The following is a 24474-nucleotide window of genomic DNA, read 5'->3' on the forward strand; positions in this document are numbered from 1 at the left end:
TTTTGATGTAATCTTCAGCGGTTCGATTATGCTGTTGTTCGCGGTTTTGTAGGATTGCTTGATGGGGATGGGGTACCGGCTGTTTCTGCCAATTTCATTAAATAATAACTTTCCTCTCGAGCCATATGATCAGCCATAAGTGCAGTGAAAGTTCCTAGTGCTTCTTTATTCAGTTCCATTTCTTCTAATTCGTGCAAAAATACTTGGAAAATTGTCATTTCCAAATGAACATCATTATGGAACTTTTCTAAAGCAGGGAATTTCATGATGTTTGTTCGTAAGAAACCAGCAAGTTCTATCGCTTTTAAATAGAAGTCTTCCCATTCCTTTGTAAATTTACGGCTTTTCTCATGCAGTGGTTTTTCAACCCGGTCCAGGTTTGCGTCAATGGCACCTGCATGACCGGCGGCGTCAAGTAACCAAAGCAAATCATGATGGAGTGGATGGACGGCTGGTGCTATCTGTCCTTTTTCCAAATAGGAAAAGAGACGGATCGCTTCTTCTACTTCATTGACCATGTGGTTGATGAAGGATGGAGGTAAAGAGATTTTTATATTTCCGATTAACTGTTCCTGAATTAATTGCAATTTAAATGTTCGAATTTCCTCACTTGCGATTTTTGCATTCTGGAGCAGGGTGAGAAGCTGTTGCTCTTCTAATTGCTGTTCAGAAGCTGTAAGCAGTTGATCGAATTTCTCTATGAACGTATTAGAAATCTTGATATTTTCAATTTCACTGGGCGCTAATGAGTCATGGATGAAACGGCTATGGTCTCCCAAAATTTGTAGCCAAAAATGAAGTTCAAATAGTGCATCCTCTTGAAACGATTTAACCAAAAAACAACCTCCTCTTTCTATTGTTATTCCTATGAGTCACACATAGTATTTATGAGATAAAGCATTCGGATTATGAAAAATATGTCAGTGTATCAAGTAGGCGGTTCTATCATATGATGGTTCGAGGAGTGATTAAATTTGGAACGTCCAATGTTCCGGGGGAGTTATAGGCCTTACGTTTCGCCGCTTGACCCGTGTCCGCCTATACGGGTGAAGACCTTTGTTTTGCCGCCACAAATTTTTATGAATTACCAGCAACCGGGACTCCCTCAAAACTCACCTGAAGAAGCGTTACGAACAGGGACACTTTGGCCGTCACTTGCAGATGGATTTTCTCGGGAAGAGGGGATTTCATGAGTGCGTTTGAAGAAGAACGCCAAATGATGTTACGCGTGCAGCAAGCAGATTTCGTCGTTGTTGAACTAACATTGTACACGGATACGCATCCCGATGAAGCGGAAGCCCTAGATCAATGGCGGGAAGCAATAAAAGCAGCGGCCCATGTACGACACCAATACGAAAATAGATATGGACCTTTATCCCTCGCATCAGTTCCTTCTGAACAGGCAATTGAAATTGGATGGCGCTGGAATTCAACACCGTGGCCATGGCAACGATAAGGAGGGGATAGGTAATGTGGGTTTATGAAAAAAAACTCTTGTATCCAGTTGAGGTAGGTACATGTAATCCGACGCTCGCGAAATACCTTATGGAACAATATGGTGGAGCAGATGGGGAACTTGCTGCGGCGCTCAGATATATGAATCAGCGTTATACGGTTCCAAGTAAGGTCATCGGGGTATTGACTGATATTGCAACGGAAGAATTCTCTCATCTCGAAATGCTAGCGACGATGATTTATAAATTGACGAAAGACGCAACACCCGAACAGCTAGTAGAGGCTGGCCTTGGTGCACATTTCGTCAATCATGGTCACGATCTCTTCTATGAAAATGCAGGCGGGGTTCCGTTTACTGCAACGTATATTCAAGCGAAAGGTGATCCGATTGCCGATTTGTATGAAGACATCGCAGCTGAAGAAAAAGCGAGAGCGACATACCAATGGCTTATCGACGTTTCAGACGACCCGTTAATCAATGATTCCTTGAGGTTTTTGAGGGAGAGGGAAAATATTCATTCTTTGCGCTTTAGGGAATCAGTTGAACTACTAAAAGATGAGCGTGATCGTAAAAAGGTATTTTAAAAGATTATTCCGTTCCCCTGGTAATGGGGTGACGGAATTTTTAATTTACTAGAATCAGTATCCTTAAATTTACTAAACTAATTGATTATAGAACTACCACCTCCTTCACGTTGTTTAAGAAGTGATGGATTTCTGCGAACATCAGCATAACCGCCTATTCCAATTCAAATAGGACTTTTCACTAGAAACTGAAGTATAGAAGATGGGCTTCAAGACTCAATTTCGACTAGATTCATATGCTGGTATTTTTATTTTAGACCGTATAATATCTGTCGCAAGATTCATACTAAGATTAAATTGTTTGAAAGGAGCTAAGAAGTGTGGAGTCTGCACAATCACAACAACAGCTTCAACAACTAAAAAAACTGCAAATTCAACTTCAACAACTCGAACTGCAGATACAGATTCAACAGCAGGAGCAAGAAGAACAACAACAGCAACAACAACAACAGCAACAACAACAACAGCAACAGCAACAACAGCAACAGCAGCAGCAACAGCAGCAGCAGCAGCAACAGCAGCAGCAGCAGCAGCAACCGCCACAACAACAACAACCGCCACAACAACAACAACAACAACAACCGCTGCAACAACAACAACAACAAGAACAACAACCAGAACCACAGCAACCGCAGCAACAACAACAACAACAACAACCAGAACCACAGCAAACACCGCAATCACAAGAACCAAAGCAACCTGAACCACTGGAACAACCACAACAATCAGAAGGGCAATCGCAACAACAACAGAAGATACTTTACTTTGAGCCCCCAAGAATGGTGTCAACTTCAGATATTGGCTATTTGCAAAATATGCTAAATTCGAATTTGCTAGCGGTGAAACAGTATAGACAGGCCGCTCAAAGTTGCCAACTGCCTGATTTAAAACGACAATTCGAAGAAGCAGGGAAAATGCACTTGACGCACTATGATAATTTGCTAACTGTCCTAAATGAAAACGGGGGTAATATGCAATGACTTCTACTAAAAAGATTCAAAATCCTAAAACACAGCTTTCTAAAAAGTCCGCGGTCAATGATTCTGATCTGTTAAGCTCAGCATTAGCGACGGAAAAAAATATGTGCAACTCCTACGCAATTGCTATGCCTGAAGCGAGCAATTCAAAGTTCTACTCATCACTATTTGATATGATGAAAGAAACATCGCAGCAACATCGAAAATTATATGATTTGCAATTCCAACATGGTTGGTGCTCGCTTACACCTGCTCAGTCTAGTGAGGTTACAGCCCTTTATCAGGAGTACACCGAGTACAAGCAACAACTAAAATAACAAAAGTAACACGAATAAACACCACTAAGTTGATTGAGTGGTGTTTATTTTGGATTCATTGTCCTAAAGCACTAATGAAATCCAATAGATATGCTGGAATAGAACGACACTGTAAAGCAGAATTGCAGATCCAACTAATAGTTTTAAATACCTTTTTTGTTCAATCTCTGTCAGTAAATAGAGTAAAACACAGGGCAAACTAATTTTAAGGGCGTAAAATCCCCAAATGCTTGTGTCGTAGATAAGTGCCATTAATGGATTCGCTTCAGTGATATACTGTTTTTGAATGCCAAAATCGGTGAAAAATGAATCAACAACGGCTAATAGTAAAAGAAGAATTCCGGCGGTAAGCAGTTTTTTACGGGTGGAAAATATATTCCTGTCATCCTGAATAGTAACGCCTCCTATGCTGACGATAGTTAAAGTTCTACATAGAGTTTGGGATAACTTGCGGCTATTCATACTAGACAGTAAGGCTGATGAAAGAGTGTGAACAATGCGGTGAATGATTTTCTTTTGTATACTATATATGTTGAACAAATGAATACGTCGTATGCGCTTACAAGGGCTTTTGGGAGGCCACTGAAACAGCCCTTGTACTTGGAATGAATTAGGATTCCTACTAATATCGCTTCGGCGCTTTGTGGATGCCTCCCGCGATAAGCCAGAAAGGAGACCGCTTTCAGTCTTATCGCTTCGGCTACCACGAAGTCGCGCCTGCGCTGGATGGTCTATATGAGAAAGCGCATTTTAGTAGCTGGGATGAAATCTACAACCTAGATTGCCGATTTCTTTACTATAATTATATATGTTGAATCCGGTATATATACTGAGTGCCGTAGCGGTTCAATGGAATTCTTTATTTCAAATTTATATAGTATCAACTAGTAATCACCTTACAATCTCGCCATATACATCCAAAATCACATTTCTCTCGATAATGAACAACCTAGCGCAGGCATCCCCAAAGCGCCAAGTGTTCTACAATCCACACCCCGAATTACAACTCACTCATTATCGAGAACCACAGCTGATTCAATGGGATTCTTTAATTCAACATATATATATCGAGCGAAGGCTACTCATGAACAGGATTTGTGGAGTTAGAAAGAAGGTGTTCGTTTGATCCGGACGATGGGACTCACAGTAGAGAATAAATTATTGTTTGATTTTCCGTTAGAAGACATACATACTCGTCAATTCAAGTGGTACTGGGTGGATTTGGAACAGCCAAATGAAGAAGAAGCTTCTTTGTTGCATTCATTTTTTCAGTTTCATCCGCTGACTATCGAAGATTGTTTGAACCGTCTTCAACGACCGAAATTGGATTTTTATGATGACTATGCTTTTTTTGTATTGCATACCATAAATCCTGAAACGATAAAAGCAGAAGAAATAAATTTGTATCTCGGAAAAAACTATGTCATCACTTTTCATTATACGGCGGTTCAGGGGCTGGAAAATGCGAGGGAAAGGATTATTCAAAATCCAGGGAAATGGAAAAAAGGACATGTTTTTGTTGCGCATCAGATTATCGATAAAATCGTCGATGATTACTTCCCGGTACTTCATAAAATTGAAGATCATCTGGATGATATTGAAGACACGCTTGCACCATCAACTGTTCATTTATCCATGGATTCTGTATTCGAAGTCCGCAGCAATTTATTGCGATTAAGGCGAACAATTTTGCCGATGCATGAACTTTTACATCGGGTAATTAATTCAGAACGGATAAAGCTATCCGCGAATGAACAAGCCTATTTTAGTGATATCTATGATAATTTACTACGACTAGGAGATATTCTTGAATCTAACCGGGAACTAACAACCGATATTAGAGACAGCCAATTATCGATAAACTCGAATCAAATGAACCGTATTATGATGATACTGACGATTGTATCATCCGTTTTCATACCTCTAACGTTTATAGCGGGTGTATACGGGATGAATTTTGAGTTCATGCCGGAACTTACTTGGCGATACGGATACATCATCGTATTAATTGTTATGCTTGTAATAGGAACGTCTATGTTGGCATTGTTCAAATATAAAGGCTGGTTAGGTATGTTTAAATCTTAAATGGTAGCCATTTGTATGGATAGATTTATCGAAAGGCGTCAGCATCTACATAGCTGGCGCCTTTTTAAACGTTGTTCTTCCTTACTCTATAAAACTATATATGTTGAACAAATAAATACTATACAGACTAAGCGAAGGCGTCCCCTAGCGCCCTAGCGAATTCAATGGCATCTTATAATTCCATATATCTACTTGATTAATCGATTAGTAAGCGTTAACATGTTGAATAGTTGTTATATTCAGAACATACTAACCGGTTAGTACACATATTATTTATAGAATGAAAGGATGGAGAGAGATTATGAATTTTTCATACTCGGAAAAGACGATTGAATTGCAACAGAAGTTGACGGCATTTATGGAAGAACTTGTTTATCCAAATGAAAAGACTTTTGACGAACAGCTAAATGCACAAGAAAATCGCTGGGCGCAAAATCCGTCAATTATAGAAGAGTTGAAAATGAAAGCACGCGAAAAAGGTCTATGGAACTTGTTTCTTCCTGAAAGTGAAATGGGTGCAGGCCTTACCAATGTAGAATATGCACCGCTTTGTGAAATTATGGGCCGATCATTAATAGGGCCAGAAGTATTTAACTGCAACGCGCCTGACACAGGAAACATGGAAGTGCTTGTGCGATATGGAACGGAAGCGCAGAAAAAACAATGGCTCGAACCGCTGTTAGATGGGGAAATCCGGTCTTGCTTTGCTATGACAGAACCGGATGTCGCTTCTAGCGACGCAACAAACATCCAATCAAGCATTATCAGGGATGGGGACGAGTATATATTAAATGGGCGTAAATGGTGGACTTCCGGCGCGGGCGATCCGCGTTGTAAAGTTGCAATTTTCATGGGCAAGAACGATCCTAATGCTGCGTTGCATGAGCAGCAGTCGATGATTTTAGTGCCACTTGATACACCCGGGGTGAAGGTTGAGAGAATGCTTTCCGTATTTGGCTATGATCATGCGCCGCACGGACATGCGGAAATCACATTTGACAATGTTCGTGTACCGGCGGAAAACATGTTGTGGGGTGAAGGGAAAGGATTCGCGATAGCGCAAGGTCGTCTAGGACCTGGTCGAATTCATCACTGCATGCGGTTAATTGGCGCTGCAGAACGTGCGCTTGAAGAAATGTGTATTCGTGTTCAACAACGTTCTGCATTTGGGAAATCTATTGCTGAACAAGGCGTCGTTCGAGAATGGATTGCAGAATCACGCATTGATATCGAGCAGGCACGCCTTTTGACGTTAAAAGCAGCTTATATGATGGACACGGTTGGTAATAAAGAAGCGAGAGCAGAAATCGCGATGATTAAAGTGACGGCGCCAAATATGGCACTGCGTGTAATCGACCGCGCTATTCAAGCGTTTGGTGGAGCGGGTGTAAGCGGAGATTATACATTGGCGGCGCAGTGGGCAAATTCAAGAACGCTGCGTCTCGCAGATGGACCTGATGAAGTTCATCGCAATCAAATCGCACGTCTGGAACTTAAAAAATATGCAGCTCACGGAAAGGGGAACTAATTATGACTGTACTTGACCTTTTTAGATTAACGGGGAAAACAGCAATCGTAACAGGTGGTGGCAGGGGACTTGGGGCACAGATTGCAAAAGGGTTTGCGGAAGCAGGTGCAAACGTTGTGCTGTGTTCACGCAATATTGAAGCTTGTATTGAAATGAGCAAAGAACTGGAAGCGCTTGGTGTTCGGTCGATTGGACTTGCATGTGACGTGACGAATCAGCAAGACGTAAAAAAGGTAGTTGAAGAGACGATGAAAATTTTTGGCACGATAGACATCCTTGTCAACAATAGCGGGGCAACATGGGGTGCGCCTGTTGTTGACATGCCCTATGAAGCGTGGAAAAAAGTGATGGATGTAAACGTCAATGGCACATTTTTGATGAGTCAAGAAGTCGGCAAAATCATGATTGAGCAAGAAAACGGAAAAATCATTAACATCGCATCCGTTGCTGGACTTGGCGGGACGCATCCGAGCTTTATGGATACTATCGGCTACAACACCAGTAAAGGAGCAGTTATCACATTTACGAAAGATCTCGCAGCTAAATGGGGGCAGCACAATATTAACGTTAATGCGATTGCACCTGGATTTTTCCCAACCAAAATGTCAAAAGTCACAATTGAACAAGGGCATGAATATATTTTAAATTCCACACCGTTAAACCGCTTAGGGTCAGAAGAAGATTTAAAAGGTGTCGCTCTTTTCCTTGCATCGAAAGCTTCTGACTATGTGACGGGAGATATTCTGCTAGTCGACGGTGGAATGAGTACATTATGAAAGAAGAGCTTACTAGACAAAGCATTCAACTTTTTGAACGGAAAGGGTTTAGTTCAACCTCTGTCCAGGACATTGTTGATTCACTAGGCGTGACGAAAGGGACTTTTTACTATTACTTCACGAGTAAAGAAACGCTTCTTATGGACATCCATCTCCGCTATATCGATGATTTAGTAGCCAGACAAAAGAAGGTTTTAGACAGTAATGAAAGTTGCCGAAATCAGCTTACGAAAATTGTTGAGATGCTCATTAAGGATATTCAAACACAAGGTTCAAATGTACGTGTTTACTTTAGGGAGATGCGTCATTTATCAGAGGAAAACAGTAGTGTCATAAAAAATAAACGAAGAATGTTCCATCTCACTATTGAGAAAATCATTAAAGAGGGAATTGAAAAGAAGGAGTTTCGGGATAATCTAGATCCCAAAATGACTACTTTTGCGATTTTAGGGGTTACAAACTGGAGTTATGAATGGTTTGACCCGTCTGGCAATATATCGTCGAAAGAGCTTGCGAGTATGTATATGGATTTCATCTTACACGGAATTGATTTGAAGGGGGAATGAATGATGAGTGCGAATGAAATTAAGCATATTCTTGTTGTTGGAGCGGGACAAATGGGGCATCAAATTGCTATGCTGTGCGCGCTTGGAGGATACAGGACTTCATTGCAGGATGTAAATAGTGAAGCACTGAAGGATGCAGAAGCGAGCTTGGAAAAGCGAATGGATAAATGGGTTGCAAGTGGGAAGTTAACTGCCAGTAGCAAGGAAACTGCTTTTCAAAATCTCACATTCACGGATAATCTCAACGAAGCCGCGAGAGATGCAGATTTTGTAATTGAAGCGATTGTGGAAAAACTAACTAGTAAACAGCAATTGTTTAGGGAACTGGACCGTCTTACACCGAAACATGCCATTTTAGCCTCTAATAGTTCAACCATCGTCAACTCGTTGCTTGCAGAAGTGACGGAGCGTCCAGACAAAGTTTGTAACGCGCATTTCTTTTTCCCACCTCTGGTTATGGAGTGTGTGGAAATCGTCATGAGTGAAGAAACGTCTGAAGAAACAGCGCAGACTGCATTAGCTGTTTGTGAACAAATCGGCAAGGAGGGAATTATCCTTCGAAAGGAAATATCCGGCTTTGTCGCAAACCGTATATTAGGCGCAATTCATAAAGAAGCCATTGCACTTTATGAAAATGGAATCGCTGATTTTAAAGATATAGATTTAATCGTGAAAAAATCGCTTGGGCATCCATTGGGACCGTTTGAACTTATTGATTTATCCGGAGCAGACGTTGTCAATTTTGTCATGCAGCAGCAATTCGCGGAAACGGGAAATCAGGCAGACAAACCAGCTGCATGTATTGTGCAAAAAGTAGAAGCAGGTCATTTAGGACGGAAAACGGGACAAGGATTCTATTCCTACAATCGCGGCTGATGAGGGTGAATTAATTCCAAAAGAATAGGGAGTGAGTAGGGTGATATCAACAACTAACGATACGATACCTGTCCGAAAAGGAGAAGGATTGGACGAAGAAGTCCTCTTGCGATTTCTTCGGGAGAATTGTGCCGATTTACCAGAAGGTGAACTTGAAGTTCGGCAGTTTGGAACGGGCCATTCTAATTTAACCTATGAAATCGAAATAGGGACTTGGCAAGCGGTACTTCGACGTCCGCCACTCGGTCCAGTTGCTGCGAAAGCGCATGATATGGAACGAGAATTCAATGTATTAGCTGCACTTCATCCTGTTTATCCAACTGCACCGAAACCGCTCGTCTTTTGTAATGATTCAACTATCATAGGTAGTCCATTTTTTGTTATGGAAAGACGGAACGGAATTGTTCTCGATACAGAGTTTCCATGTGGTACGAATTCTCCTGAAGAATTAGGAAGAAAAGTATCTGAAATCATGGTCGATAAACTTGTGGAGTTACATGCGATTGACTACAAAAAAACAGCACTTGTTGAGATGGTCAAGCCGGACGGGTTCTTGGAAAGGCAAGTCCATGGCTGGATTGGACGCTATGAAAAAGCGAAGACATCTGCTATTGAGGAAGTTGCAGCGCTTACTACTTGGCTGCAAAACAATATTCCTGAATCAGCTGAACCAACGATTATTCACTATGATTATAAATTAAATAATGCGATGTTTTCACCTGATTATTCTGTGATGACAGGATTGTTTGACTGGGAAATGACGACTGTTGGAGACCCACTTGCAGATGTCGGGGCGGCACTAAGTTATTGGATGCAGGCAGATGATTCGGATCAGTTACTGCATGGACTTGGCAAACCACCGATTACGATTCAGAAAGGATTTTTCACACGCGAAGATTTTATTGCGCGTTATGCAGAGAAAAGTGGGCGGGATATGACGAATATTAATTATTATAGTACCTTTGCGTACTTTAAACTCGCTGTCATTTGTCAGCAAATTTATTACCGCTATAAAAATGGACAAACGACAGATGCTCGCTTCTCTCATATGGATAAATTTGTAGAGATACTTGTCAAGCAAGCGATGGTCGGAACGACAAAATGATGACAGTAACTCGACCAAAGCTTCATGTCATTCTTCAAAAAGAAGCGATCATGCCAGAGTTGATTAATAAAGATAAAGTGGCAGTCGTGTTTGATATTTTACTTGCGACAACGACCATTGCCACACTTCTTCATCATGGAGCAAAGGAAGTTATCCCTGTAATGGACGGGGAGGAAGCCTTGAAAGTAGCGGGAAGTTTTGAGAAATCAGCGACAATTATAGCTGGAGAATCTGAAGGACTAACAATTGAAGGTTTTGTGGATCCGCTTCCCACGATACTTAAACATGTTGCAAAGGGAAAAACTATCATCCTTTCAACAACGAATGGCACCGTCGCTATTCGTCATGTCGAGAACGCAAAAAAGGTATTCGCCGCCTCATTGATAAATGGGCACGCTGTTGCACGAAAAATAGCACTAGAGCACGTGGACGATTCAATCATTTTAATTTGCGCTGGAACCATGAAGCAGTTTTCCCTAGAGGACTTTTACGGGGCAGGCTATTTCATAGATGAATTACTTCGACAAAATGAGTCGTGGGAACTGACGGATTCTGCGAAAGCAGCTCTGTATTTATATAGAGGGAATAAAGAGAACGCCGCTTCGATACTCAAAACATCTTTAACAGGCCAGATGCTTATGCAAGTGGATTTGGAGGAAGATATTCTCTATTCCGCTACTAGAGGAATAGTTGAGGTTGTACCCGAATTTGAGGACGGGAAAATGAGTGTGAAAGGGGATAAAACGATTGACTACTGATCAACTAATATATCGTGGTACGTCATTTTTATACAGCGTATCGCAGCCAGAAGCTATTTTCACCCCGGAAGATTTTACGGCTGAACACCATATGATTGCCGATACGGCGAAGAAATTCATTGAAAAAGAAGTGCGGCCTCACAATGAACAAATTGAGGGCGGGGACTTTACGCTTGTCAGGTCACTTCTTAGAAAAGCAGGAGAATTGGGTTTGCTTGCCCATAGTATTCCCGAGAAATACGGTGGACTTGGCCTCGATAAAATCACGAAAGGGCTTGTAGGGGAAATTATCGGAGCTGCAGGTGGTTATAGCGTTGCACATTCTAATCACACATGTATTGCAACGTTACCGATTACGTATTTCGGATCGCAGTGGCAAAAAGAAAGGTATTTGCCGAAGCTTGCATCTGGTGAATTTATCGGCGCCTATTGCCTTACAGAGCCTTCTGCCGGGTCGGATGCCTTAGCTGCATCTACTACAGCGCTATTAAATGAAGAGGGAACGCATTATTTGTTGAACGGAACGAAGATGTTCATTACAAATGCTTCGTTTTCCGATACCTTCATTGTCTATGCAAAAGTCGATGGTACCAAGTTTACGGCGTTCATCGTTGAAAAAGATTTTCCAGGCTTATCACTTGGGCCGGAAGAACAGAAGATGGGCATCAAGGGTTCGTCCACGACAGCCGTATTTTTCGACAACTGTGAAGTGCCTGTCCAGAACTTATTAGGTGAAATCGGCAAAGGACATCATATTGCATTGAACGTACTGAATCTTGGGCGCTTCAATCTTGGTTCTGCCTGCACAGGAGCCGCCAAATACACTTTCAAGTTAGCGATTGATTATACAAATGAACGTCAACAATTTGGCAAGGCGATTGCATCCTTTACAGCTACCGAAGAAAAAGTGGCAGATATGGAAATACGCATTTACGCAGCAGAGTCTCTTCAATACCGAACTGCTTCCTATCTTGAAGATGCACTTGGTGAAGTGGACGGGTCAAGTGACATGAAGCTTATTGCAGACAGAATGAGGGAGTATGCGGTTGAAGCCGCTATCTGCAAAGTATACGGTTCTGAAACGTTGGATTATGTTGCGGATGAATCACTTCAACTTCATGGCGGTTATGGATTTATAAAAGAGTATAAGGTTGAACAAGTGTATCGTGATTCGCGTATTAACCGAATTTTCGAAGGCACAAATGAAATTAACCGATTGCTCATTCCGATGGCTCTGTTGCAACAGGTGGGGAAAGGATTAGTCCCGTTACCAGGGCTTGTCGGGCAGGCCGTTGCGCAACTAAAGCAATCAATTGAGTTAGAGAATGAAATTCTAGCCCGTGAAAAAGAAGCAATCCGTTCAATCCGCAATGTATTTTTACTGTCCATAGGTCTTGTTTATGAAGCTTTTGCAGCTCGTATTGCGGATGAGCAAGAAACGATACTAAAATTGGCTGACATCGCAATTGCACTATACGCAGCTGAATCTGCTGTACTGCGAACTGAGAAATCAATTGCAAAAAAAGGTGAAGAAAAATCTACTCTTAAAGTGCAACTGACAGAAGCTTTGATTGACGATACGCTTTTCGAAGTTGAGATGATTGCTCGCAAATTGATTGCAGGTGTTACAACTGGAGAGAAGCGCAAGACAGCACTTGCTGATGTGACAAATCGATTTAGTAATCTAGCGAGTAAAGGCACAATCCAAACGAAAAGAGCCATTGCTAAAGCATTTAATGAATCACGGCAGTATATATCTTAAAGGGGGATTTTGAAGATGAAAGCAATTCGATTTGAACAGTATGGAGGTCCGAACGTGTTGGAACTAGTCGATATCGATAAACCAACAATTGGCGATCAAGAAGTGCTGGTTGAAGTTAAGGCAATTGGTGTGAATTATGCGGATATCGCGCGTCGTGAAGGGAAATACGTTGTGCCGACTCCGCTGCCGTTTATGCCTGGTGCTGAAGTTGCAGGCGTTATTACTGAAGTAGGGAAAGACGTTAAACGTTATAAATCTGGTATGCGCGTCGTGTCTTTAATTGAATCGGCGGGTTATGCGGAGTATGTGAATCTTCATGAGATGGCACTTGCCCCTATTCCTGACGGCGTTGATTTTGTTGAGGCAGTCGCGCTACCCCTGCAAGGGCAAACGGCATACCATATTTTAAAGACAATGGGACGGCTTGAAAAAGGAGAAACCGTTCTCGTTCATGCAGCAGCAGGTGGGGTCGGTGCAATTGCAGTTCAACTTGCGAAAATATTTGGAGCAGGCAAGATTATTGCTACTGCAAGCAGTGATGAAAAATTGGTGCATGCAAAAGAAATGGGTGCCGATCATGTTGTTAACTATACAGAAGAAGGTTGGGAATTAAAGGTCCGTGAACTAACCAATGGTAAAGGCGTGGATCTAGCACTTGAAATGGTCGGTGGCGATATTTTCCGCAAGACGTTGAAATGCCTTGCACCATTCGGACGTGTGGTTGTATTTGGTGCGGCAAGCGGTGAATCCTCACCACTGCTGGCTGGAGAATTGATGCGCCGCAATCAATCTGTCATTGGATTTTTCCTGCCACAAATTATGAATAATTATGATATGTATCAAGCTAGTTTCAAGGAATTGCTTGGGTTTATTGAGAGCGGCGATTTAGCATTGACGATTGGCGGCACGTACAGACTGGAAGAAGCGGCGGATGTACATCGATTGATGCAGGGGAGAAAAACGATGGGGAAACTTGTTTTGATTCCTTAATAATAGTGGTAATTAGAGAGTTGAGAAAAAATACCCCTCAACTCCGCTGCGGCGCTCGGGGATGCCTTCCGCCATAAGCCTGACGCTGCGCGGCTATCAGTCTTATGGCGTCGGCTACCCCTTTTAAGACGCCTTCGCTAAGTTTTTACATGTAGTCATATGTTCAATAAATAGGTAGTTGAGAGATTGATAAAGATTTCCTACTCGTGGTGTTTCTATATGTAAAGAAAATGTATTAAAACTTATTTGCATGAGTGACGTAAGGCGGTCATAATACGCTTCGTGCCGGTCATAAACAGCCCAATGGCGGTCATAAGTACATTCATGGTGAGCATAACAGGCACCTATTCAATTGAGATTAGTGCTAGAATAGAGTCAAGAAAAGATAATGGGGATAGATGGATGAAAACGTACCTGATCAAGAAAGCGTTGAATAATAATGTACTTATTGCTACTGATGTGAATGGAAATGAAGTCGTTTTAATTGGTCGGGGCATTGGCTTTGGTAAAAAGTCTGGAGAGTCGATTATTCGAGAGGAAGTTGAGAAATTATTTGTATTGAATGATCCTGAAGAGCAGGAGCAGTACAAACAGCTTATTTCCACTCTTGATGAAAAGACATTAAAAGTGCTTATTTCAGCAGTCGAAATTATTCGGGAACGGGCTGGCATGCCGCTAAATGAACATATCCACATAGCGCTGACAGACCATTTATTCTTTGCGGTTAATCGGATGAGACGGGGAATGGTAATTCGGAATCCTTTTTTACTGGAGACAAAGGCACTTTATCCTGATGAGTATAAAATTGCTGCTGAAGTGACAGCGATGGTCAATGAACAGCTATCTGTCGCGCTCCCAGAAGGTGAAATTGGTTTCATTGCCTTACATATTCACAGTGCCCTTGTAAATAAAAATGTGCGTGAATTAACGAGACATTCAGATTTAATTGTTCGACTTGTCACAATGATTGAAGAGCAATTGGACATAATTATTGATAAAACTAGCATTGACTATATTCGTTTAATCCGCCATCTTCGTTTTGCAATTGAGCGGGTGGTGCGTGGAGACAAGATTGCTGAGCCGGAAAAAATCACAGGGTTGTTAAAAAACGAGTATCCAATTTGTTACAATCTAGCTTGGAAGCTGATTAAAGTAATGCAACAGACCTTACAAAAAGAGATCTATGAAGCTGAAGCGGTTTACTTGACACTACATCTCCAACGGATTCAAGCAAAAATGGAATAAAGATCGTAATCTGTTGCAGGTCAAATAAATCTATTTGCAAGGTTCTAATAACTATGATAGGGTTAATATATAAAGTCATTGGGTAATACAATTGGCGTCAGACATAATTTATAAAAATATTATCTTCGTACGTGTTACTGATACGATCAGGCATGAGTGAAAAGATGATTGATGATAGTTTTGGGGGCAACTCTTAGGCTTATTTCAATTTCCTTTTTTCTCATGTCTTTTTTGTATGTATATATGTTGAACATATGAATAGCTATTAAACTAAGCGAAGGCATCCCCAAGCGCCGTAGCGAATTCAATGGAATTTTTTATGTCAACCTATATAGTTGAAAAACCCCGATGACTTATTAAAGATTTAGGAGGTTATACAGTGTTTAAAAAAACTTTTGGTGTTTTACAAAAAGTTGGACAAGCTTTAATGCTTCCAGTAGCCCTACTTCCAGCAGCAGGTTTATTGCTTGGTATAGGTAATGCTGCCCAGCAAGAAACAATGCTTAACTATCTGCCATTTTTATCAGCAGATTGGATCCAGTTGACAGCAACAGTAATGGAAGATGCGGGGGGAATTATTTTTGATAACTTACCGCTTATCTTTGCAATTGGTGTCGCGATTGGGTTAGCAAAAGACGGCGCTGCAGCACTTGCGGCACTTGTTGGTTACCTCGTATTGAATCAAGTAATGAGTTCATGGCTCGGGATTACACCAGACATGCTTGCTGATAATCCAGCCTATGCACTCGTTTTCGGAATTCCAACGTTACAAACCGGAGTTTTCGGCGGGATTATTGTAGGTTTGATAGCAGCGTTTTGTTACAACAAGTTTCATGATATTGAAATGCCTTCTTTCCTTGGGTTCTTTGCAGGGAAAAGGTTCGTTCCAATTGCTACAGCTGGTGCGGCTTTCGTAGCTGGATTACTATTGATTGTTATTTGGCCAACAGTTCAAGCCGGAATGAATAGTGCATCACTTTGGTTACTCGATGAAGGTACATATATCGCCGTATTCTTCTTTGGATTTATCAAACGTTTGCTAATACCGTTTGGATTGCACCATATTTTCCATGCACCATTCTGGTATGAATTTGGTACATATACGACGGCGGCTGGTTCAGTTGTTCGTGGTGATATGACAATCTTCTTTGCACAATTAAAAGATGGTGTACAACTTACAGCTGGTAACTTCATGGGTGGAGAATTCCCAATTATGATGTTTGGTTTGCCGGCAGCAGCGCTCGCGATGTATCATGCAGCGCGACCAGAAAAGAAAAAATTAGTTGCAGGACTATTAGCATCAGGTGCTTTAACATCATTCTTAACGGGGATAACCGAACCACTTGAATTTTCATTTTTATTCCTGTCGCCTATACTTTTCTTACTCCATGCTGTTTTAGATGGTTTATCATTTGTATTGATGACATTTTTGGAAGTTCATATCGGTTACACCTTCTCAGGTGGAGCTATTGACTTCTTCCTCTTCGGTATTTTACCGGGCAAAGAGTCATGGTGGATTGCCGTATTACTCGGCCTTGTTTTTGCAGTGATCTATTACTTCTTGTTCCGCTTTATGATTAGTAAGTTTAATCTAATGACACCGGGACGTGAAGCAGATGATGAAGATACAGAAGAAGCGAAAACTGGTCCAAAGGGCAACACTGATCTTGCTTACAATATTCTTGAAGCAATGGGTGGTCAAAAGAATATCAGCCAGTTAGATGCTTGTATTACAAGGCTTCGTGTATCTGTTATCGATGTTCAAGCCGTTAACAAAAAAGACTTGAAAAAGTTAGGTGCGGCGGGCGTACTTGAAGTTGGTAATAACATTCAAGCAATATTCGGCCCACGTTCTGAAATTATTAAAGGCCAAATTCAAGATGTAATCAGTGGAAAACGACCTCGTACTGAGGTGGTTGAACAACCTGTCCAAACTGTAAGTAAAGTTACAACGAATCAAACGACAGATGTATTTATTTCACCGATACAAGGCGAGATTAAGCCGCTTTCAGAAGTACCTGATGCTGTGTTTGCAGAAAAAATGATGGGCGACGGTTTTGCGATTGTGCCATCTGAAGGTATTGTTGTTTCACCAGTAGATGGGACAATCGTTACTTTCTTCCCGACAAAACATGCATTAGGAATTCAAGCTGATTCAGGAAGAGAAATTTTAATTCATGTTGGAATTGATACGGTCAAATTAGATGGTAAAGGTTTCGAAGCTTTAGTTGCACAAGGTGATCAAGTTAAAAAAGGACAACCTTTGTTGAGATTCGATGTTGATTATATTAAGGAGCATGCGACTTCAATCATTACTCCGATTATCTTCACTAATCTATTTGAGGGTGAATCAGTCGTTATTAATAAGTCAGGTACTGTTGAATTAGAAGAAGACAACATTGTGACGATTGAAAAGTAAGAAAAGCGGAAGGCGCCTTCTAGAACCGAGCGTCTGAAGCTAGACACTATTCTAAGTCGGAAAACTTATACTTTCTTACCTGTAAATACTGAGTGTCAGGCCCCTTTAGAGAGAAATCAGCCATGTATAAAATGGCTGATTTCTTTCTTTTTGTATTTCACCCTTATAATTAGTGTCAGAAGACTTCCTTAACTGACGAATGGCCCCTGTTTGTGAGATAATACACTTAGAATGAGAGGCTGATTAACAATGACATTTCAGGATTACAACTTAAGCAAGGAGATTACACGGGCGCTAGACGGGCTTGGGTATTCTTCACCAACAGAAGTGCAGGAGAAAGTAATTCCTGCGGCACTTACTAAAAACGATTTAGTTGTCAAATCACAGACGGGTAGCGGGAAGACTGCGGCTTTTGGAATTCCCATCTGTGAAATGGTTGACTGGGACGAGAACAAACCACAGGCGCTAATTTTAACACCGACGCGTGAACTCGCAGATCAGGTCAAAGAAGACATTACAAACATTGGCCGTTTTAAGCGTATTAAAGCTGCCGCTGTTTACGGGAAATCACCATATGCCTATCAAAAAGAAGAACTAAAGCAAAAATGCCACGTAGTTGTCGGGACACCAGGGCGTGTATTCGATCATATTGAGCGAGGTTCACTTGTGCTTGATCGAATTGAATATCTGGTGCTAGATGAAGCTGATGAAATGCTAAATATGGGCTTTATTGACCAAGTCGAATCGATTATTAATAAATTACCGAAAAATAGAACGACTATGCTTTTCTCAGCAACACTTCCAGAAAAGATAGGCAAACTAAGCAGTAAATATATGAAGAACCCGAAAAATATTGAGATAGCTTCTACTGTTACATTGACGGATCAAATTGACCACTCACTCATTATCGTAAGGGACCCACAGAAATTTGACCTGCTGCGTGATGTGACCGTTGTTGAAAATCCAGATAGCTGCATCATTTTTTGCCGGACAAAAGATCAAGTGGATAGTGTTACTGAACAGCTTGAAAAACTCCACTATACTTGCGACAAACTCCATGGCGGCATGATGCAGGAAGACCGTTTCTCTGTCATGGATGAATTCAAGCGCGGCGAATTCCGTTACCTAGTTGCCACAGATGTTGCTGCACGTGGTATTGATATCGACAGCATTACGCATGTAATTAACTATGATCTCCCTGTGGAAACTGAAAGCTATGTGCATAGAGTAGGGAGAACTGGACGGGCTGGTAAGAGAGGGAAAGCGATTTCTTTCGTTACGCCTAATGAAAATCACTTCCTTGATGAGATTGAAGCGTACATTGGATTTGAAATTCAACAACGCAATGCTCCATCCAAACAGGCAGTTGTAGTAGCAATGGGCGCATTTACAGAGAAAATAGAAAGCCTTCCTGAATTGAAAAAGAACAAAAATGAACTAGTAAATAAAGATATTATGAAGCTCTATTTTAACGGTGGTAAAAAGAAAAAGCTTCGCGCGGTTGACTTTGTCGGTACAATTACAAATATTCCTGGCGTATCTGCAGAAGACATCGGAATCATTAAAATCCAGGACACTGTGACCTATATTGATATACTGAATGGCAAAGGTAAGTTGGTGTTGAATGAAATGAAAACGACAACAGTTAAAGGGAAGTTATTGAAAGTGCATAAAGCGAATAAATAAATCTCGATATAAAAAAGCAATCCTTGATCAGTATATTCACTGAACAAGGATTGCTTTTTATATACTACTAAGTCCATTTACCAACTGCTTGTCCCACTTGCACTTCACTGTTCAACTCAATAGTCGGAATGAAGTCCGGATTATTTTCTATAAACAGAATAACTGTAGATCCAAAACTGAAATAACCAAAATCATTTCCTTTAATGCATTCTTTTGATGAATTGTGAAGCTGTATGCTATTCACATTTAAAGCTCCAACTTTTATTATGGCCACTTTTCCGAAATCTGTCATTACTTCTGAAATGAGGCGATGATTCGTGGAGAAGGGGCTCTGTCCAAGACGTAATCCTAAACTATTCACTGGATAAGAAACGCCGCCAAGAGCGTAGCGTGAAACCAAACTTCCTGTAACAGGATAGTGGAAGTGATGATAATGGCTAGGTGACAGGTAAAAGATATAATACGTGCCATCTTTATAAGCAGCTGCTTTTTCAGAGGTACCCATAATTTCGTTTATCTTATACTGATGGCCTTTTATCAGAAAAGATTGGTCGGTAGCTATTTTCCCAACTCCACTTGCAACACCATCCACTGGTGAAGTGAGGGCATTTGGCGAAGGATCCACTTGACGAATACCTTCTTTTAGCTGGCGTGTGAAGAGGGCTTGTAGACTTTTATAGTGTGAGATTGGGTGTTCCATTTCGTCATTATTAATGCGATAAGCATTGCTGAATGGCTGAATGAACGGCCGGCTAAATCGTGAACTTGTAAATGATTTTAAGAGAGCAGAAGAAACTGGATTCCCCGTGAGCTCAACAAAAGATTTAAAGAGTGCTTTTTTCATTTAATTTATCCTCCGAACGATTCATTTACACTTTCGCAATACGAATGTTGCTAATCATCAATACTGACATAATCAACATCAATATAACGAAAAATAATGGACCCACATATGGAACAAGGAAAAAGCTTAGTGTCATGACAACCCCTGCTACCGTAATAGGAACACCATAAAATGCACCATCAAATTCAGATGCATTGTAACGAGCGAGACGAACTGCACCGGCTAAGACATAAAAAACGGTAGCAATGATTCCAAGCCAAGGCGTCGAATAAAGTGTTGTTTCGTAAATCAATAATGCGGGTGCTAATCCGAATGAAACTAAATCACATAATGAATCAAGTTCTTTACCAAAAAGCGATTCTGCATTATAATGTCTCGCGACCATTCCATCGAAACGATCAAATAATGCGGCAAGGAAGATGAAAAGTAAACTCATATGACCTAAGCCTTTTATAATAAGAATAATAGCAATAACGCCGAAACATAAGTTCATCAATGTAATTGCATTTGCTAACTGCGCTTTCACTTTGGATTGTTCAACATAATCAGGTGAAATCATAAAACACCTCCTAATAGTGTACATACGATTTTCGATTAATTAATAGCCATGATTTCAACTACCCGAAAATACAATGATACCATGATTTCTATGGTGAAAACTGTGAAATTAAAGACGAATTAAAATAAAGTATGTAACCGGTAATCTTATATTATACTTGAATAATGAATGCCATGCAATTTAAAGTATGAATGTCAGCCGCTTTGCTCACTTTCAATCTCTTGGACCTCCCGTTACTTATAATAAACTGTTATTGCAGTAGGGGTTTCTTGCTACATGAACAAAAGCTTTCAAACAAGCTAAGTGGTGGCGCTACTCCTATATGATTAGCCATAGGAATAACTTCAGTGGACAATAGCTTATTCAGAGATAAGCAGGGGGGGAACTGACCATCTACTATCCCCTACACTTTAAAAAATCATAGCTGCTTTGTCTAATGTAAGCTGAAATCAAGATCTTTGATTTTCCCAAAATGTTTTGGCAAAAAACTCGATGCATCATGAATGTCTTGAGGATTCTTTTTAAAAGAAGTGTAAACGCGCAAAAAGTAGAGCTAATGATTGCAACAAAAAAAGCCCCAATCAATTGCTGATAGGGGCGTTACTGTTATTCAGAGGGACTATTTCGACATCATTAATTTTTTTATATCGTGGCCTTTAAACTTCACTGTCAATTTTAACGTTGTATAATCAATCACTTCGAATGCTTCTGATGCTTGCTTGATGATATCTTCGTCATCCATGTCTGGTTCAAGCGAGAGTTCCTCGAAGATTGTATTAAGCTTTTCCATGGCTTTATTGCCATGCAAGTAGAGGTCCTCTAGTTGATTTTCGTATGTTGCCTCTGTTTTATCACGTTTTTCATCATAATTGGCGGTGACTGCTTGTTTGATTTCTTTTGTATCAATTGCTACATCAAAAGCCGTGAAGCCGTATGTCTCACCAAGCGGCTCTTTGGGTGAATCGGATTCTGTTACTAGGTTCTTATTGCTACAACCGACAATCAGTATTAGTGTAGAAAACATCGCGATTCGTAAAATTAAACGCATCATATTCAACTCGGTCATCCTTTCCGGCCTTATCTAAAGTAGACTACTGTCAATCTAACCGGAGTAGGGGGGAGTTATACGGATGGAGACGATAAATCTGTTTCCAATCACGTGTCAGTATTAAACACCTAAGAAGAACAGTATGACTGGAATAGTGATAATGCTGATTAGTGTTGTGAAAAATGTTGTAAACGATACAAGATCAGGTTCTGTCCCAAACTGTAATGCAAGCATCGTTGTATTTGCCGCTGCCGGCATGGATGCTTGTACAATAACGACCGCTTTTAGAAGGTCATTGACGGGCATGAAATGCAAAATTCCGACTGCGATCAACGGAGAGGCTACCATTCTGATAATACTGACGGCAGAAACATAGCGGTAAGCGACTCTTTTACGCGAAATGGCCGCAAGCTGCATACCGAGTACGAGCATCACAGTCGGAATAGATGCATCAGCAATGAGGCTAACGGCATCCATGACTGCGTTTGGAATGGGCACTGAAACTAGCTGGAGTCCTATTCCTAAAAAGGCGGCATACATGAGCGGCATACGGATCACCCGCTGTGCGGACTGGCGTAATGTAGATTTTTCTTCTCCACCCATCGCTGCAAAGAAGATGCCGACGGTATTCATTAGTAACGATTGAAATACCATCATAATAACGGCATAGTCAAATCCGACTGCTCCGAATGCAAACAGTACTACCGGAGCTCCGTAGTTCCCGCTATTCATAAATACCCCGCCAAGAATCATTGCTGATAGTTCTGACCGTGTTGCCTTCATACTAATTGCCGTAATCCATACAACAATTAGCAGGATAGTTGTCAGGAGTAAACTAAATAACACAATATAGAAATAGTCCATCGTCAATTCATTTGTGTAAAACGTCCGGAATGCTAAAAAGGGAGACATTAAATAAAGGGCCGCTGTTGAAATTGATTTAATATCAAAGCCTATAAATTTTTGTCCTATGTAGCCAATTGAGAAGATGATAAATACTGGTAAAATAATTAATAGTAAATTCATTAGGGTTCAGCTCCAACGTTTTGACCTGCTACTAGCATAGCAGAATCTGGACTAGTCAACTATAATGATAGACAAACAAAGTAATGTAGCGAAGTCCAGTGAATTTACATCACCTACACGGTGCTTTTTGCTGTAAAAAAAGGAGGTTTTTAGTGTGAATGAAATTGTTTCATTCAAGGAAGTGTCATTCAGTAAGGGGGACAAGGTAATCTTGCAGGCCATTAATTGGTCCGTCCACCAAAATGAGCATTGGGGAATACTTGGTTTGAATGGATCTGGGAAAACTTCCCTACTAACTATCATGTCTGGATTCCATTTCCCTTCAACTGGCGAAGTTAGCGTACTGGGCAATCTGTTTGGGAAGACCAATTTGCCGGAACTCCGTAAAGAAATAGGTTTTGTCAGTAGTTCATTGGAGCGCTTTGCCGAATATTTCAATAATGAAACGATTGAAAGAGTCATAGTAAGTGGAAAGTTTGCTAGTTTCGGTATTTATGAGCAAGTGAAAAAAGAAGAATGGGAGAAAGCGGATTCTTTACTCGAGAGTCTGCAGTTGACGTATTTGAAAGGAAAGCCCTATCGGCTGCTCTCAGAAGGGGGAAAAAGAAAAGTCATCATCGCCCGTGCGTTAATGAGTGAGCCTAAAATGCTTGTGTTGGACGAACCATGCTCTGGATTGGATATTCTTTCGCGTGAGCGGTTCCTCCAATCACTGGATGGAATTATGAAGGATGAATGTCATATCGTTTATGTAACCCACCATATCGAAGAGCTTGTCCAAGGGATATCACATGTTCTCCTTCTGAAGGAGGGAAAAGTCATTGCCGCAGGACCCAAAGAACAAGTAGTTAGCGATGAGTTGCTAAGTGACACATTTGGAATTCCCGTCCATGTGCATTGGAAGGAAAGTAGGCCATGGTTGGAAATAAGGAGCTAGTATTCGTTCACAAAAAAGTACTCTTTGATAAGGCATTGATTTACTTCTTGCTATACAATTATAGGATAGCGTTTCATCTAATTAGTAATGGAGTGAATGATTTTTATGATGAAGAATGAAAAATCTGCAAAAACGTTTAAAAAACGTAATTATAAACCATGGATTATTGCACTTTCTGTTATACTCATCGGTGCAATTGGCGTCTTGTCTGGAATGCGAGGAGTTAAAGATTTTGATGCATTTGATCTAACAATCCTGCCTTTGATGAATGCAATTTTCAACAGTTTTACATTTGTATTCCTGGTATGTGCTCTTATCGCTATTCTTAAAAGGAATATCACTGTTCATCGCCGTTTTATCTACGCGGCCTTTGTTACAACGTTTCTCTTTCTAATTACGTATGTCTCTTACCATTATCTAGCACCATCCACGCCCTACGGTGGAGAAGGCTTTATGGCCGGATTCTATTACTTCATTCTAATCACACATATTATTCTTGCAGCAGCTATCGTCCCGCTTGCACTGACGAGTGTAGCACGCGCATGGAATATGGAGAATGAGCGTCATAAGAAAATTGCGCGATGGACAATGCCGATTTGGTTATACGTCAGCTTTACAGGTGTTTTGGTGTATATACTGATTTCACCTTATTATTAAGTGAGTTGCTGGAATTAGTAAAAATGTATGGACAAACACACTTAAATTAACATCATAGTAGCACATGAATTAGCACTGCCTTTTGGTGGTGTTTTTTTATGTGGAAATTTAGTCAGTGGAATTGAAATACAGGGGGAGTGTATTTTAAAGGTCTTTTATTTTGAATTAATGGAACCTTCTGTATAATTAAACGTACTGATAGTAGAGCGTTCTTTTTATGATGAAGGATGCCTTTGATAAAAAGGAGGGTTTTGTGTAATGCCTTAAGAAATG

At 40.8% G+C, this 24474-nt stretch carries 26 protein-coding genes; 19 read left to right on the forward strand and 7 right to left on the reverse strand.

Features of this window, described 5'->3' with window-relative positions:
• Positions 1-26: 26 nt before the first annotated feature.
• On the reverse strand, positions 27-836 hold the full coding sequence (locus tag AZE41_RS06030) for a DUF2935 domain-containing protein (RefSeq protein ID WP_067206812.1): 810 nt from the start codon (positions 834-836) through the stop codon (positions 27-29).
• A gap of 150 nt (positions 837-986) precedes the next feature.
• Here AZE41_RS06030 and AZE41_RS06035 point away from each other — a divergent pair, with 150 nt between their 5' ends.
• Genes AZE41_RS06035 through AZE41_RS06045 form a run of 3 tightly spaced genes read left to right on the forward strand, consistent with a single transcriptional unit; the run spans position 987 to position 2040 of the window.
• On the forward strand, positions 987-1193 hold the full coding sequence (locus AZE41_RS06035; RefSeq protein ID WP_082786798.1) for a spore coat associated protein CotJA: 207 nt from the start codon (positions 987-989) through the stop codon (positions 1191-1193).
• Positions 1190-1456, forward strand: a complete 267-nt coding sequence (locus AZE41_RS06040) for a spore coat protein CotJB (RefSeq protein ID WP_067206816.1) — start codon at positions 1190-1192, stop codon at positions 1454-1456. Before AZE41_RS06035 ends, AZE41_RS06040 begins: the two co-directional genes overlap by 4 nt.
• Before the next feature lie 14 nt (positions 1457-1470).
• Entirely contained in the window at positions 1471-2040 is a 570-nt protein-coding gene (locus AZE41_RS06045) for a manganese catalase family protein (protein ID WP_067206819.1), read from the forward strand.
• A gap of 216 nt (positions 2041-2256) precedes the next feature.
• On the opposite strand, the gene AZE41_RS22590 is transcribed toward AZE41_RS06045, so the two are convergent.
• Positions 2257-2817, reverse strand: coding sequence for a hypothetical protein (locus AZE41_RS22590; RefSeq protein ID WP_156475974.1), 561 nt, complete (start codon positions 2815-2817; stop codon positions 2257-2259).
• Positions 2818-2819: 2 nt separating this feature from the next.
• Here AZE41_RS22590 and AZE41_RS06055 point away from each other — a divergent pair, with 2 nt between their 5' ends.
• Both AZE41_RS06055 and AZE41_RS06060 read left to right on the forward strand, forming a co-directional pair.
• Complete coding sequence (locus AZE41_RS06055; protein ID WP_067206822.1) at positions 2820-3020, forward strand: ferritin family protein; 201 nt, start codon at positions 2820-2822, stop codon at positions 3018-3020.
• Positions 3017-3334: a spore coat protein gene (locus AZE41_RS06060; RefSeq protein ID WP_067206824.1), complete on the forward strand. Its 318-nt coding sequence runs from the start codon at positions 3017-3019 to the stop codon at positions 3332-3334. The genes AZE41_RS06055 and AZE41_RS06060 overlap by 4 nt, the downstream gene beginning before the upstream one ends.
• A gap of 63 nt (positions 3335-3397) precedes the next feature.
• Here the strand turns inward: AZE41_RS06060 and AZE41_RS22595 are convergent, their stop codons facing one another.
• Positions 3398-3874 carry a DUF5658 family protein gene (locus tag AZE41_RS22595; RefSeq protein ID WP_197485377.1) on the reverse strand — a complete coding sequence of 159 codons (477 nt, stop codon included), beginning with the start codon at positions 3872-3874 and terminating at the stop codon, positions 3398-3400.
• Positions 3875-4456: 582 nt separating this feature from the next.
• Between AZE41_RS22595 and corA the strand changes: the two genes are divergently transcribed.
• From corA to AZE41_RS06120, 12 genes are all read left to right on the forward strand, one after another.
• Positions 4457-5419 (forward strand): magnesium/cobalt transporter CorA, encoded by a 963-nt coding sequence (gene corA, locus AZE41_RS06065; protein WP_067206826.1) that lies wholly within the window; start codon positions 4457-4459, stop codon positions 5417-5419.
• Between the two features lie 301 nt (positions 5420-5720).
• Complete coding sequence (locus AZE41_RS06070) at positions 5721-6947, forward strand: acyl-CoA dehydrogenase (protein ID WP_067206828.1); 1227 nt, start codon at positions 5721-5723, stop codon at positions 6945-6947.
• Positions 6948-6949: 2 nt separating this feature from the next.
• Positions 6950-7723 carry an SDR family oxidoreductase gene (locus AZE41_RS06075; protein ID WP_067206831.1) on the forward strand — a complete coding sequence of 258 codons (774 nt, stop codon included), beginning with the start codon at positions 6950-6952 and terminating at the stop codon, positions 7721-7723.
• Positions 7720-8289, forward strand: coding sequence for a TetR/AcrR family transcriptional regulator (locus AZE41_RS06080; RefSeq protein ID WP_067206833.1), 570 nt, complete (start codon positions 7720-7722; stop codon positions 8287-8289). The genes AZE41_RS06075 and AZE41_RS06080 overlap by 4 nt, the downstream gene beginning before the upstream one ends.
• A 3-nt stretch (positions 8290-8292) precedes the next feature.
• Positions 8293-9165, forward strand: a complete 873-nt coding sequence (locus AZE41_RS06085; protein WP_067206835.1) for a 3-hydroxyacyl-CoA dehydrogenase family protein — start codon at positions 8293-8295, stop codon at positions 9163-9165.
• 40 nt (positions 9166-9205) lie between these two features.
• Positions 9206-10270: a phosphotransferase family protein gene (locus tag AZE41_RS06090; RefSeq protein ID WP_418064686.1), complete on the forward strand. Its 1065-nt coding sequence runs from the start codon at positions 9206-9208 to the stop codon at positions 10268-10270.
• Entirely contained in the window at positions 10267-11028 is a 762-nt protein-coding gene (locus AZE41_RS06095; protein ID WP_231885778.1) for a 2-phosphosulfolactate phosphatase, read from the forward strand. The genes AZE41_RS06090 and AZE41_RS06095 overlap by 4 nt, the downstream gene beginning before the upstream one ends.
• Complete coding sequence (locus AZE41_RS06100; protein WP_067206838.1) at positions 11018-12790, forward strand: acyl-CoA dehydrogenase FadE; 1773 nt, start codon at positions 11018-11020, stop codon at positions 12788-12790. The genes AZE41_RS06095 and AZE41_RS06100 overlap by 11 nt, the downstream gene beginning before the upstream one ends.
• 15 nt (positions 12791-12805) lie before the next feature.
• Positions 12806-13780, forward strand: a complete 975-nt coding sequence (locus AZE41_RS06105) for a quinone oxidoreductase family protein (protein WP_067206840.1) — start codon at positions 12806-12808, stop codon at positions 13778-13780.
• A gap of 402 nt (positions 13781-14182) precedes the next feature.
• A complete protein-coding gene (gene glcT, locus AZE41_RS06110) occupies positions 14183-15025 on the forward strand; it encodes a glucose PTS transporter transcription antiterminator GlcT (RefSeq protein ID WP_067206843.1) in 843 nt (280 codons plus the stop codon).
• 379 nt (positions 15026-15404) lie between these two features.
• A complete protein-coding gene (gene ptsG / locus AZE41_RS06115) occupies positions 15405-17444 on the forward strand; it encodes a glucose-specific PTS transporter subunit IIBC (RefSeq protein WP_067206846.1) in 2040 nt (679 codons plus the stop codon).
• Between the two features lie 249 nt (positions 17445-17693).
• Positions 17694-19130 carry a DEAD/DEAH box helicase gene (locus AZE41_RS06120; RefSeq protein WP_067206849.1) on the forward strand — a complete coding sequence of 479 codons (1437 nt, stop codon included), beginning with the start codon at positions 17694-17696 and terminating at the stop codon, positions 19128-19130.
• A 67-nt stretch (positions 19131-19197) separates the two neighbouring features.
• Here the strand turns inward: AZE41_RS06120 and AZE41_RS06125 are convergent, their stop codons facing one another.
• The 4 genes from AZE41_RS06125 to AZE41_RS06140 form a co-directional block, all read right to left on the reverse strand.
• Positions 19198-19974, reverse strand: a complete 777-nt coding sequence (locus AZE41_RS06125; RefSeq protein ID WP_067206852.1) for a phosphatidylserine decarboxylase — start codon at positions 19972-19974, stop codon at positions 19198-19200.
• 25 nt (positions 19975-19999) lie between these two features.
• The gene (gene pssA, locus AZE41_RS06130) at positions 20000-20533 is read right to left on the reverse strand and encodes a CDP-diacylglycerol--serine O-phosphatidyltransferase (RefSeq protein ID WP_067206854.1); all 534 of its coding nucleotides are present in this window, start codon (positions 20531-20533) and stop codon (positions 20000-20002) included.
• Between the two features lie 619 nt (positions 20534-21152).
• Positions 21153-21584 carry a YusW family protein gene (locus tag AZE41_RS06135; RefSeq protein ID WP_197485378.1) on the reverse strand — a complete coding sequence of 144 codons (432 nt, stop codon included), beginning with the start codon at positions 21582-21584 and terminating at the stop codon, positions 21153-21155.
• Positions 21585-21701: 117 nt separating this feature from the next.
• Positions 21702-22607 (reverse strand): AEC family transporter, encoded by a 906-nt coding sequence (locus tag AZE41_RS06140; RefSeq protein WP_067206859.1) that lies wholly within the window; start codon positions 22605-22607, stop codon positions 21702-21704.
• 154 nt (positions 22608-22761) lie between these two features.
• On the opposite strand from AZE41_RS06140, the gene AZE41_RS06145 reads away from it, so the two are divergent.
• Both AZE41_RS06145 and AZE41_RS06150 read left to right on the forward strand, forming a co-directional pair.
• A complete protein-coding gene (locus AZE41_RS06145; RefSeq protein WP_067206862.1) occupies positions 22762-23544 on the forward strand; it encodes an ABC transporter ATP-binding protein in 783 nt (260 codons plus the stop codon).
• A 105-nt stretch (positions 23545-23649) separates the two neighbouring features.
• Entirely contained in the window at positions 23650-24201 is a 552-nt protein-coding gene (locus AZE41_RS06150) for a DUF420 domain-containing protein (RefSeq protein WP_370569972.1), read from the forward strand.
• Positions 24202-24474 lie beyond the last annotated feature (273 nt).

Origin of the sequence: Sporosarcina psychrophila (assembly GCF_001590685.1) — a bacterium.
Taxonomy (GTDB): domain Bacteria; phylum Bacillota; class Bacilli; order Bacillales_A; family Planococcaceae; genus Sporosarcina; species Sporosarcina psychrophila.